7 protein-coding genes are annotated in these 12,159 nt (G+C 69.0%); 4 read left to right on the top strand and 3 right to left on the bottom strand.

Annotated features, from left to right (window positions below; genetic code table 11):
• Positions 1-95 precede the first annotated feature (95 nt).
• The 4 genes from HMPREF9710_RS14785 to HMPREF9710_RS14770 all read left to right on the top strand — a co-directional run bounded on the left by HMPREF9710_RS14785 (position 96) and on the right by HMPREF9710_RS14770 (position 8,166).
• Positions 96-1,607: a family 43 glycosylhydrolase gene (locus HMPREF9710_RS14785; protein WP_005667561.1), complete on the top strand. Its 1,512-nt coding sequence runs from the start codon at positions 96-98 to the stop codon at positions 1,605-1,607.
• An 11-nt stretch (positions 1,608-1,618) separates the two neighbouring features.
• Positions 1,619-3,955 (top strand): glycoside hydrolase family 2 TIM barrel-domain containing protein, encoded by a 2,337-nt coding sequence (locus HMPREF9710_RS14780; RefSeq protein WP_229409800.1) that lies wholly within the window; start codon positions 1,619-1,621, stop codon positions 3,953-3,955.
• Positions 3,956-4,070: 115 nt separating this feature from the next.
• Complete coding sequence (locus tag HMPREF9710_RS14775) at positions 4,071-6,848, top strand: exo-rhamnogalacturonan lyase family protein (protein ID WP_040776310.1); 2,778 nt, start codon at positions 4,071-4,073, stop codon at positions 6,846-6,848.
• A 19-nt stretch (positions 6,849-6,867) separates the two neighbouring features.
• Complete coding sequence (locus HMPREF9710_RS14770) at positions 6,868-8,166, top strand: glycoside hydrolase family 28 protein (protein ID WP_005667556.1); 1,299 nt, start codon at positions 6,868-6,870, stop codon at positions 8,164-8,166.
• Between the two features lie 3 nt (positions 8,167-8,169).
• Here HMPREF9710_RS14770 and galK read toward each other — a convergent pair whose 3' ends face one another.
• Genes galK through HMPREF9710_RS14755 form a run of 3 tightly spaced genes read right to left on the bottom strand, consistent with a single transcriptional unit; the run spans position 8,170 to position 12,121 of the window.
• Positions 8,170-9,336, bottom strand: a complete 1,167-nt coding sequence (gene galK, locus HMPREF9710_RS14765; protein WP_005667554.1) for a galactokinase — start codon at positions 9,334-9,336, stop codon at positions 8,170-8,172.
• Between the two features lie 7 nt (positions 9,337-9,343).
• Positions 9,344-10,417 carry a UDP-glucose--hexose-1-phosphate uridylyltransferase gene (locus HMPREF9710_RS14760; RefSeq protein WP_005667552.1) on the bottom strand — a complete coding sequence of 358 codons (1,074 nt, stop codon included), beginning with the start codon at positions 10,415-10,417 and terminating at the stop codon, positions 9,344-9,346.
• Between the two features lie 33 nt (positions 10,418-10,450).
• Positions 10,451-12,121: a sodium:solute symporter family transporter gene (locus HMPREF9710_RS14755; protein ID WP_005667550.1), complete on the bottom strand. Its 1,671-nt coding sequence runs from the start codon at positions 12,119-12,121 to the stop codon at positions 10,451-10,453.
• Positions 12,122-12,159: the final 38 nt, after the last annotated feature.

The raw sequence follows: 12,159 nt of genomic DNA, 5'->3' as shown, positions 1-12,159 counted from the left end.
GGATCGTCGCCGCAGGCGGCAGGTGGCTCTTATACTGCCGGACGGAGCGGGAAGGCCCGCATGCCCGGCGCGTCGGGCGCCACACTGGAGAACCGATGATCGAGCATTTCCGCCGCAGCGGCTGGATCGCCTGCCTGGCCCTTGCTGGCGCGACGCACCAGGCAGTCGCCGCCGAAACCACCATCCGTAATGGCGTCTTCTGGAAGGACAGCGCCGGCACGCCGATCTACTCGCAGGGCGGCGGCATGCTCAAGGTCGGCGCGAAGTACTACTGGTATGGCGTGAAGTATGCCGAAGCGGTGCGCTACGCCGACGCGCCCGGACAGGCGTTCGCTCAGCCGCACTTCAGCGCGGTCACCGCCTATTCGTCGACCGACCTGGTGAACTGGACCTTCGAAGGCGACGTTCTCACGCCGCAGGGCCTGGGCGCGCTGCACGATCCGAAGGCCTGGCTGGGACGCATGGGCGTGGTGTACCACAAGGCGACCGGCAAGTACGTGCTGGTCACCCAGTACAGCAGCAAGGGCACGGGCGGCGGCGTGCTGTTCGCCACCAGCGACAGTCCCAACGGCCCCTTCGTGTTCGCACGCCTGCAGGCGAGCATCGAGAACGTCGCCACTCCGACCTCGGGCGACCAGACCGTGTTCACCGACGACGATGGCCAGCCTTACCTGATCTTCAGCAGCAACGGCGACCGGCGCCAGTTGTACGTGGCGCCGCTGCGGCCGTCCGACTTCCTGCAGGTCGACGCGGCCACGAACATCCACAGCGCGCCGGCCGGCGGGCGCGAAGGCAATGCGATGTTCAAGCACCGGGGCCTGTACTATTTCTGCTCGTCCGACCTGCACGGCTGGAACGCCTCGCGCAGCTTCTACATGACGTCGCCGAACATCACCGGCCCGTATACGCCGGAGCGGATCATCGAGGGCACCGAGGCGGATTTTTCTCACGTGTCGCAGAACGGCTTCTTCATCCCGGTCCAGGGCAGCGCCGGCGCCACGGTCCTGTATGCGGGTGACCGCTGGAGCAATTTTGCCGGGAACGGGCTTGGCTACCATGTCTGGGCGCCGCTGTCGTTCGAGGGCACGGCGCCGCGCTTCAACTCGCTCAGCGAATTCACGCTGGACGCCGCGCGCGGCGCCTGGGCCGTCGGCAAAGGCAATAATTACCTGCTCAACCCCGGCTTCGAGGCGGACAGGGTGCGCCAGACGAGCGTCGCCGGATGGATCAGCAGCTGGACCAGCATCAAGGGCGATGCGCCGTTCATGAACGCGCCCGATGGTCGCACCGGGCGCTGGGCCTTGAGCCTGCGCCATGCGGGACAGACGATGGGCAGCGCGATCCAGAACGTCACGCTGCCGAACGGCCGCTACACGCTCAGGGCCTGGGTGAAAAGCGGCGGCGGCCAGCGCGTGGCGCGCCTGTACGCGTCGGGCCACGGCGGCGCAGAGATCGCCCGCTCCCTGCCGGACAAGTTGGCGCAGTGGACCGAGGTGACGCTGTCCGGCATCCAGGTCACTACCGGCAGCGTGCAGATCGGCGTCTACTCGGAAGGGAAGGATGGCGATTGGCTCGCCCTCGACGACTTCAGCCTGGTGCGCGAATGATGAACATTTCCATGATCTTGTTTGGCGCGGCTCGTGCGGCCCTGCTCGTGCTGACGATGGCGCCCGTCGCGCCGGCACAGGCGGCGGAGCTGAACCTGAACGCCTCCTGGCAGTTCTTCCGCGACGAGGGCGGCCAGCTCGCCAGCGCGGACCAGGTGCCAAACGGCGCCTGGACCGAGGTGAACCTCCCGCACGCGGCGCGCATCGAGCCGCGCGTGCCCACGGCGCCGTGGCAGGGCACGGTGTTCTACAGGAAGCGCCTGGACGTCAGGCTGCGGCCGGGCGAGCGCGCCATCCTGCGTTTCGAGGGCGTGATGAACGTGGCCGACGTCTGGCTGAACGGCCGCCACCTGGGACAGCACCTGGGCGGTTACCTGCCGTTCGCCTTCGACGTGACCGACGTTCTGCGTGATACGGGGGCGAACGAGCTCGTGGTGCGCGCCAATAACGAGGACAACCCGATCACCGGCCCCAAGCCGCTCAAGCAGCTCGACTACATCCAGCACGGCGGCATCTACCGCGACGTGCGGCTCGTGATCAAGCCGGCCGTGCACGTCACGGACGAAATGCTCTCGGCCACGCCGGGCGGCGGCGGGGTGTTCGTGACCTATCCGCGCGTCGCCAGGGACGAGGCGCGGGTCGAGGTCAAGGCCGAAGTCAGCAACACGTCGCGGAGCGCGCAGGCGGTCACCGTGCGCCACACGCTGGCATGGGACGGCAGGCAGGTGGCGCAGGCCGAGCAGCAGCTGCGCCTGGCGGCGGGCGAACGCCGCCACGTCACGCTGCCGCTCACCCTGCGCGCGCCGAGACTGTGGTCGCCGCGCTCGCCCAACCTGTACCGGCTGGAGACGAGGGTCGTTGCCGCCGGCAGCGAAGACATGGTCGCGACCCGCATCGGCGTGCGCCGCCTGGCCTTCGAGGACGGGCGCCTGCTGCTCAACGGCGAGCCCGTGCGCCTGCGCGGCGTCAACCGCCACCAGGAATACCCCTACGTCGGCTATGCGCTGTCGGCGCAGGCCGACGCGCGCGATGCGCTGCTGATCAAGCGCTATGGCTTCGACTTCGTGCGCCTGTCGCATTATCCGCAGTCGCCGGCCTTCATGGCGGCGGCCGACGAACTGGGCTTGCTGGTCTTGCCGGCCATCCCCGGCTGGCAGTTCCACAATCCCGACCCGGCCTTCGCGCGCCAGGTGGTGCGCACCTGCGCCGACCTGATCCGGCGCGACCGCAACCATCCCAGTGTCGTGGCCTGGGAATGCTCGCTCAACGAGACCGGCATGCCGGACCCGCTGGTGCAGGCGCTGCACGCCACCGTGCACCAGGAATATCCGGGCGACCAGGCCTGGTCCGCCGGCTGGGTGCCGCAGACCTATGACCTCTACCTGCAGGCGCGCCAGCACAGGATCGGCAGCAAGCACAGGGCGCCGGCCAAGCCGCTGATCGTGTCCGAGTATGGCGACTGGGAATACTATGCGATGAACGCGGGCCTGAACCAGGACGCCTGGGCCGACCTCAAGCCGGCCGACCGTTCGAGCCGCCAGGCGCTGGGCAGCGGCGAAACGCGGTTGCTGCAGCAGGCCCGCAACGTGGCCGAGGCCCACGACGACAATGCCGCCACGCCAGCCTTCGCCGACGGCTACTGGGTGATGTTCGATTATGCGCGCGGCTATGCGCCGGACCTGGAAGAATCGGGCCTCCTGAATATCGAACGCGTGCCGAAGTTCGCGGCTGAATTCTTCCGCTCCCAGCGGAGCAGGGAGGAAAGCTCGCCGCGCTGGGGCGGCGGCCCGATGGTCTTCATCGCCAGCTATTGGCAGGCTGGCTCGAATCCGCGCGTCCGTGTGTTCAGCAATGCCGAGGAAGTCGAGCTGCGCCTGAACGGCAGGCCGATCGGCCGCCAACGAAGCGCGCCCTCAACAGTCCATCCGCGCCTGGCGCATCCGCCGCTCGAATTCGACACCGGCGGCTACGCGCCCGGCGAACTCGTGGCGCTGGCCTATGCGGGCGGGCGGGTCGTGGCCGAGCACCGGGTGCGCACGCCCCGGCAGGCGACGACGCTGGCCCTGGAACTCGACGACCTCGGCGTGCCTGTGGCCGAGGGCGACCTGGTATTCCTGCGCGCGCGCCTGCGCGACGCCGATGGCACTACGGTGCCTTCGAGCGGCGCACAGGTTGCGTTCTCCGGCATCGAAGGCGCCGAGATCGTCGGTAGTCAGGTCGTCGCGACCGAGGCCGGGATCGCCAGCGTGCTGGTGCGCGTGAACGGACCGCGCGCCGGCGTCGACGCCACGGCGCAGGCGGGCGCCCTGCGTGGCGCGCTTGCCGGCGCGCCGGCGTCGACGCGGTGAAGTGGCAGGCCGCTCGCACATGAATCGATCCATTGCTTGATTATTTCTGGTCAGGAAGCCCCAGGCGCTGGTCACGGCCGCATAATCCATCGCACTGAAATATCGGAGACGCCGCTTGCCACCATTCCTCCCTTCCCGCAGGCGTTTCGTGCAGATGGCGGCCGCGCTGGCCGCCGTGCCCGGCGCGCCGATCAATGCCCAGGCCGCGACCGCGAATGTCGGCGGCAAAGGCCAGCCGGTCGCAGGCACCGCGCTGCGCTGGCTCGATGGCCAGCCGCCAGCGCGCTTCGAAGGCGCGACCCTGGGCGTGCCCTGGCCGCGCGGCGCCCTGCGCCTGCCGGCCGACAAGACCCTGCGCTTTACCCTGGGCAGCAACGGGCCGGCGCTGCAATCGTGGCCGCTGGCCTACTGGCCGGACGGCTCGCTCAAGTGGACGGCGCATGCGGTGGCCGGCGGCGTGACCGCCTCCGGCTGGAATCTGGAAGCGGGCGCCGGCGCGGTGAAAGCAGGCGTTTCGGTCAGGCAGTCCGCCGACGCGCTGACGGTGAGTGCAGGCGAACTGACGTGGACCGTGCCGACGAGCGGCGAATACCTGGTCGAACGCGCGACCCGCGCCGGCCGCGTGACGATGCAGCACCTGCGCCTGGTCGCGCTGCGCCAGGACGGCGCCGAGCCGGAAGGCGCGGGCAGCGTGCGCCGCGAACTCTTCACCAGCAAGGTCACGCGCGTCACGCTGGAGCAGGAGGGGCCGGTGCGGGCCGTCGTCAAGCTCGACGGCGTGCACGCGGCGCGCGCGGCGCCCGGGCGCGACTGGCTCCCGTTCTCGGTGCGCCTGTACTTCTATGCCGGTTCGGACAGCGTGCGCATCGTTCACTCCTTCATCTATGACGGCGATCCGGCCCGGGATTTCATCGCAGGACTCGGCGTGACGGCGCGGGTAGCCATGCTCGACGCGACCCACGACCGCCACGTGCGCTTCGCCGGCGAAGGCGTCGGCGTGTGGGGCGAAGCGGTGCGGCCGGTGACCGGCCTGCGGCGCGATCCCGGCCAGGAATACAAGGACGCGCAGGTCGCCGGCAGGGCGCTGCCGCCACTGTCCGGCATGGCCAAGCCGGTGCAGGATGGCCTGCGCTGGATTCCCGAGTGGGGCGATTTTTCGCTCACCCAACCCACGCCGGACGGCTTCGTGCTGCGCAAGCGCACCCGCAGCGGGCATGCCTGGATCGACGCCAATGCCGGCGCACGGACGAAGGGACTGGTGTATGCCGGCGGCGCGACGGGCGGCGTGGCGCTCGGCTTCAAGGACTTCTGGCAGCGCACGCCCAGCCAGCTGGACGTGCGTAACGCTGCGACCGCCATGGCCGACGTCACCGCCTGGCTCTGGTCACCGTCAAGCCCGGCGATGGACATGCGCTCCTACCGCTCGGCCGACGGCATGGACACCTTCGAAGAACAGATCGCGGGCCTGAACATCACCTATGAGGATTACGAGCCGGGTTGGGACGCCTCGCCCGGTGTGGCGCGCACGACCGAGCTGCAATTGTGGGTGCTGGGCGCCACGCCTTCGCACCAGGATTTTTCAGGCATGGCCGAGCAGGTGGCCAATCCGGCCCGGCTGGTGCTGGCGCCGGCCCGCATCCACGCCTGCGGCGTGTTCGGCGACTGGGACGTGGTCGACCGCAGCACGCCGGCGCGCAGGCTGATCGAGGATCATCTCGCATTCAGGCTGGACCAGTACCTGCGCGAAGTCGAGCAGCACCGCTGGTATGGGTTCTGGTCGTACGGCGACGTGATGCACGCCTATGACAACGACCGCCACATGTGGCGCTACGATATCGGCGGCTATGCCTGGGACAATTCGGAGCTGTCGACCGACCTGTGGCTGTGGTACAGCTACCTGCGCACCGGCCGCGCCGACATCTTCAAGTTCGCCGAGGCGATGACGCGGCATACGGGCGAAGTGGACGTGTATCACGCCGGCCCGTTCAAGGGCTTCGGCACGCGCCATGGCGTGCAGCACTGGTCCGATTCGTCCAAGCAGCCGCGCGTGTCGAACGCCGCCTATCGGCGCATCCATTACTTCCTCACCGCCGACGAACGCACGGGCGACCTGATGCGCGAGCTGCTCGATTCCGACGCCGACCTGCACAAGGTCGATATCGGCCGCAAGCTGCGTCCGGGCGCCAAGCCAGGCGCGCTGCCGTCGGCCGGCAGGTCGGCCGATGCGCCGGCGCTGGTCGCCGCCTCGTTCGGCACCGTCTGGGGTTCGCTGGTCGCGGCCTGGCTGGCCGAATGGGAGCGCACGGGCGACACCCGCTGGCGCGACAAGATCGTGAACGGCATGCGCACCATCGGCGCGCTCGAGCGGCGCTGGTTCGCAGCAAGCGCGCCCTACGATCCCAGGACGGGCAAGTTCAGCGGGCCGGGCGACCAGGCCCGCATCTCGCAACTGAACGGCGTGTTCGGCGTGGTCGAGATGAGTTCCGAGCTCCTGACCCTGGTCGACGAACCCGGTTACCGCAAGGCCTGGCTCGAGTACTGTCGCTACTACAACGCACCGAAGGAAGAGTTGATCGCGCTGCTGGGCAGCGAGCCGCGCGGCCGGGCCCAGCCCGATTCGCACTCGCGCCTCTCCGCCTACGCCGCGCATCACGAGCGCGACCGGGCGCTGGCCGTGCGCGCCTGGCGCGAACTGTTCGCGTCCAACTTCATGAAGTCGCACGCGCAGGCTAGAAAGGTCGGGGGCGTCGCGGTCTTGCGCGAGCTCCACGAGCTGCCGAACATCGGCACCAACGGCTCGGCGCAGTGGAGCCTGGCCGCGATCCAGAACATGGCGCTGGTCGGGGACGCGCTGGACGAGGCGGCGCGCGCCGCCGGCCTGGTGGGACCATGACACGCAAGGAGACAAGATCATGCCGCACACGCATTCCACTCGCCGGCGCCTGACGCTCTCGCTCATGGCTGCGCCATTCTGCGCCGGCGCCGCGCCGGCCCTGGCTGCGGGCGCCGAGCGGTCCGACATCACGGCCTACGGCGCCGTGGCCGACGACAAGACCGTCAACACCGCCGCCATCCAGCAGACGATCGATGCGCTGGCCGCGCGCGGCGGCGGGACGGTGGTCGTGCCGCGCGGCGTCTTCGTCAGTGGGGCGTTGTTCTTCAAGCCCGGCGTCCACCTGCACCTGGCCAAGGGGGCGGTCCTCAAGTGCTCGACGGACCTGTCGCATTTTCCGGTCCGGCGCACCCGGATCGAGGGCCACTTCGCCGAGAACTTCAACCCGGCGCTGGTCAATGCCGACGGCTGCGACGGTTTCCATCTCAGCGGCGAGGGCACGCTCGACGGCGCCGGGCGCCCGATCTGGGATCGGTTCTGGACGCTGCGCAAGGCCTACAAGGATCCGGGCAACTTCCCGAACATCAGCGTCCCGCGCGCGCGCCTGGCCCTGATCGAGCGCTCGCGCGGCGTGACGGTCGAGGGCGTGACCTTCAAGGATTCGCAGTTCTGGAACCTGCACCTGTACCGCTGTCAGGACGTGACGGTGAAGCATGCGCGCTTCGTGGTGCCGGACGATTACGAGCAGGCGCCGAGCACCGACGGGATCGACCTCGACAGCTGTCAGCGGGTGACGATCGACGGTTGTTATTTTTCGGTGACCGACGACTGCATCGCCGCCAAGGGCTCCAGGGGACCGTTCGCGCTGCAGGACAAGGACAGCCCGCCGGTGGTCGGCGTCCATGTGCGCAACTGCGAATTCCGGCGCGGCCACAGCGTCATGACGCTGGGCAGCGAAGCGACCCTGGTGCGCGACATCCTGGTCGAGGATTGCCGGGTGACGGGCCACGTGCTCAACGTGGCGGTGCTCAAGCTGCGCCCGGACACGCCCCAGCACTACGAGAACGTCCACCTGCGCAAGCTGAGCCTGCAGTCGGAGCGCGGCGCCATCGTCTCGGTGCAGCCGTGGACGCAGTACGTGGACCTGAAGGGCGCGCCGCCGCCGAAGTCGATCGTGCGCAATATCCGGCTGGAGGACATCGAGGGTCGCTACGGCGGTTTCGGGCGCATCCGGCCGAATCCCGGCCAGACCGAGATCAGCGACATCGTGTTCAAGGACATCGCGCTCGCACTGCGCGACCCCAGGCCCGATATCGCCGGCGCCAGCGGCGTCCGGCTGGACAACGTGATCGTCAACGGCCGGAAGGTCTCGTTGTAGCGCCTACAGGCTGCCGGCGCCGGCCGCCGCGCGGCAGACGTGCACGGTGGCTTGCGCGCCGTTCGGCGCCCGGTAGTCGCGCGCCAGCGCCAGCCGCGCGACCTCCACCAATGCTTCCGGCACCAGCGCCACCACGCAGCCGCCGAAGCCGCCGCCGGTCATGCGCACGCCGCCGGCATCGCCGATCGCGTCCTTGACGATGTCGACCAGGCGGTCGATGGCGGGCACCGTGATCTCGAAATCGTCGCGCATCGACGCATGCGAGGCCGCCATCAGCTCGCCCATGCGCTCCAGGTCGCCGGCGGCCAGCGCCTCTGCCGCCGCGACGACGCGCGCATTCTCGCTGACGACGTGGCGCGCGCGGCGCAGCGCGACCGGATCGAGGCCGTCGCCTTTCTCCGCCAGCGTGGCCAGGTCGACGTCGCGCAGGGCCGGCACGCCGAAGTGGCGCGCCGCTTGCTCGCACTGCGCGCGGCGCGTGTTGTAGGCGCTGTCGACCAGGCCGCGCGTGATGTGCGATTCGACGATCATGATCGCCGCGCCGGCCGGGATCGGCACCGGGCTGACTTGCAGTGAACGGCAGTCGATCAGCAGCGCGTGGTCCTGGACGCCGCAGGCGGAGCTGATCTGGTCCATATTGCCGCACTTGCAGCCGACGAAGTCGTTCTCGGCGCGCTGGGCCACCAGCGCCGCCTCGATCGGGCCCAGGCCCGGGTGGTCGGGCAGGGTGGAGAACAGCGTGCACACCGCCACCGACAGCGAGGCCGAGGACGACAGGCCGGCGCCTTGCGGCACGTCGCCGGCGATGACCATGTCCATGCCGGGCAAGGAGTGGCCCGAGGGCTCGCGCTGCAGCAGCTCGTGCACCACGCCGCGCACGTAATTGGCCCACATCGGCGCGGCCAGGCGTTCGATCGGCGCGTCGAGCGCATATTCGTCGATGGCGTCGTCGTAGTCGGCGGCCACCACCCGCATGCGGCGGTCGGCGCGCGGGCGCGCCACGATCACCGTCCGGTAGCCGATGGCGCAGGGCAGCACCAGGCCGCCGTTGTAGTCGGTATGTTCGCCGATCAGGTTGACCCGGCCCGGGGCCTGGACCCGGATCGTGGCCGGCTGGCCGAAGGCTGCCAGGAAGACGTCGGCCGCTCTGGCCGTCAAAGAATCGTTCATCGTGCGCTCAAGGGTTGGAAGCTGGGGTATCAACGGCGTCGAGGTAGTGCACGTCGTCGGAGACGGCGCGCAGCATGGCGGCCGCCTGTTCCGGCGTCAGGTCGCGCTGGGCCTCGGCCAGCATCTCGAAGCCGACCATGAACTTGCGCACCGAGGCCGAACGCAGCAGCGGCGGATGGAAGTGGGCATGCAGCTGCCAGGCCGGCCCGCCGTCGTCAGCGTCGTCTTGCCCGTAGGGCGCGCCGTGCCAGCCCATCGAATACGGGAACGAGGTCTGGAACAGGTTGTCGTAGCGGGTGGTCAGGCGCTTGAGGGCGAGCGCCAGGTCGGCGCGCTGCGCGTCGTCCAGGTCTTCCAGGCGCGCGACCTTGAAGCGCGGCAGCAGCAGCGTCTCGAACGGCCAGGCCGCCCAGTACGGCACCACGGCCAGCCAGTGCGCGGTCTCGACCACCACCCGCTCCCGCGCCTGCGCCTCGCGCTCCGCGACGTCGAGCAGCAGCGGACGGCCGTGCTCGGCGTGGTAGGCGCGCTGGTGGCGGTCTTCGCGCGCGGGCAGGTCGGGCAGGAAGCTGGTGGCCCAGACCTGGCCATGCGGGTGCGGGTTGGAGCAGCCCATCGCCGCCCCCTTGTTCTCGAACACCTGGACCCAGCGGTACCTGGCGCCCAGCTCGGCGGCTTGCTCGCACCAGGTGTCGACCACCTCGCGCAGCGCCGGCAGGGGCAGCTGCGGCAGCGATTTGGCGTGGTCGGGCGAGAAGCAGATCACGCGGCTGGTGCCGCGCGCGCTCATGTTCTGGAACAGCGGGTCGGCGCCCGGCGGCGCCTCCGGGGTGTCGGGTGTCAGGGCCGCGAAGTCGTTCGCGAACACATACGTGCCCTGGTAGTCGGGATTGCGCTCGCCATTGACGCGCACATTGCCGGCGCACAGGTAGCAGCCCGGGTCGTGCGCCGGCTTGGGGGCGCGGTCGGGGGCTTCCTGCTGCCCTTGCCAGGGGCGCTTGGCGCGGTGGGGAGACACAAGTACCCAGTCGCCGCCGAGCGGATCGTAACGGCGGTGCGGGTGGTCGGTAGGGTTGAACATCGCTTTCCTCGTCATGGTCGGTTGGCCTTGAGCTTACCACCCGATGCCATAGATGGCGACCAGCAGCACGCAGATCACGGCCGAGCCCAGCGCGAAGCCGCCATCGACGCGGAACAGCGAACGGTCGATGTGCATGCGCTTGAGCGCGCCGTCCTGCTCGGCCATCTTGCTCATCACGACCATGCCGATGACGACCATGATGAACACGATCAGCATGCGGTCGAGGAACGGGATCTCGTAGACACCGGCGCCGTTGTCGACCGCGAAGCCGATCGGCGCCAGGAACGACAGGTCCATCGCCAGCGGCAGGAACTTGAGGAACACCGAGAACACCAGGCCGCCGATGGTGGCGAACATCGCGGCCGCCGCCGTGGTCTTGCGCCAGTAGAAGCCGAGCAGGAACATCGCCAGGATGCCGGGCGAGACGAAGCCGGTGTATTCCTGGATGTACTGGAAGCCGCCTTTCTTGTCGATGCCCATCAGTGGCGCCAGCAGCACGGCAATGGCCATCGAGACTACCACCGACACCCGGCCGATCCACACCATCTTCTGTTCGCTGGCTTCGCGGTTGAAGTGCTTGTTGTAGATGTCGAGCGTGAAGATGGTGGCGATGCTGTTGGCCTTGCCGGCCAGCGAGGCCACCACGGCCGCCGTCAGCGCCGCGAAGGCCAGGCCCTTGATGCCGGCCGGGAGCAGGGCGAGCAGGGTCGGATAGGCGCGGTCCGGATTGAGCTCGCCGCCCGGGCGCATGGCGTCGCCCAGGGTGCCCGAGCGGTCGAGCGCATAGGCGGCGATGCCGGGCAAGACCACGATGATCGGCATCAGCAGTTTAAGGAAGCCGGCGAACAGCAGGCCCTTGCGCGCGGTGTGCAGGTCGGCGCCGAGCGCGCGCTGGATGATGTACTGGTTGCAGCCCCAGTAGTTGAGGTTCACGATCAGCATGCCGCCGATGATGGTCGACAGGCCCGGCAAGTCCATATAGCTCGGATTGTCGCGCGAGAGCACCATGTCGAAATGCTCGCCGGCGCGCACATACAGCTCGCTCATGCCGCGCAAGGCGCCCTGGCCGCCGGCCAGCGCCGCCACCAGGTCGAGCGCGATCCAGGTGGTGACCAGGCCGCCGATCACGAGGCACAGCACCTGCACCACGTCGGTGTAGCCGATCACCTTCATGCCGCCCAGCGTGATCACGGTGGCGAACAGCGCCAGGAACAGCATGCAGGCCATCACGTCCAGGCCCGCGATGCTGCTGATCGCCAGCGCGCCGAGGTAGAGGATGGCGGTGAGGTTCACCACCACGTAGAGGCCCAGCCAGAACACCGCCATGGTGGTGGCCACCGCCTTGCCGTAGCGCTGCTCGAGGAACTGCGGCATCGTGTAGATGCGGTTCTTGAGGTAGACCGGCATGAAGAACACGGCCACGATCACCAGCGTCACGGCCGCCATCAGTTCATAGACGGCGATCGCCATGCCGATGCGGTAGCCGGAGCCGCTCATGCCGATGAACTGCTCGGCCGAGATGTTCGAGGCGATCAGCGAGGCCCCGATCGCCCACCAGGTGAGGGACCCTTCCGCCAGGAAGAAATCGTGGGTGGCCTTGCCGCTGCTGCGCTTCTTGCGCCAGTAGATCCAGATGCCATAGGCCGAGATGGCCACGAAGTAAACCAGGAAGACGAAGGTGTCGAGCGTGGTGAATGGGGTCATGGGTCGATGTCTCTGTGCCGCCGGGGTCGATCGCCCCG

Source organism: Massilia timonae CCUG 45783 (assembly GCF_000315425.1).
In the GTDB taxonomy this organism is placed as follows: Bacteria; Pseudomonadota; Gammaproteobacteria; order Burkholderiales; family Burkholderiaceae_D; genus Telluria; species Telluria timonae.
The sequence above is the reverse complement of the archived record's forward strand: the minus strand, read 5'-3'. Positions and strand labels throughout refer to the sequence as shown.

What these genes read in the sequence shown, in the direction of transcription:
- HMPREF9710_RS14785 (WP_005667561.1), top strand. Translation starts at nt 96, where the DNA reads ATGATCGAGCATTTCCGCCGCAGCGGCTGGATCGCCTGCCTGGCCCTT.
- HMPREF9710_RS14780 (WP_229409800.1), top strand. Translation starts at nt 1,619, where the DNA reads ATGATCTTGTTTGGCGCGGCTCGTGCGGCCCTGCTCGTGCTGACGATG.
- HMPREF9710_RS14770 (WP_005667556.1), top strand. Translation starts at nt 6,868, where the DNA reads ATGCCGCACACGCATTCCACTCGCCGGCGCCTGACGCTCTCGCTCATG.
- galK (WP_005667554.1), bottom strand. Translation starts at nt 9,336, where the DNA reads ATGAACGATTCTTTGACGGCCAGAGCGGCCGACGTCTTCCTGGCAGCC.
- HMPREF9710_RS14760 (WP_005667552.1), bottom strand. Translation starts at nt 10,417, where the DNA reads ATGTTCAACCCTACCGACCACCCGCACCGCCGTTACGATCCGCTCGGC.
- HMPREF9710_RS14755 (WP_005667550.1), bottom strand. Translation starts at nt 12,121, where the DNA reads ATGACCCCATTCACCACGCTCGACACCTTCGTCTTCCTGGTTTACTTC.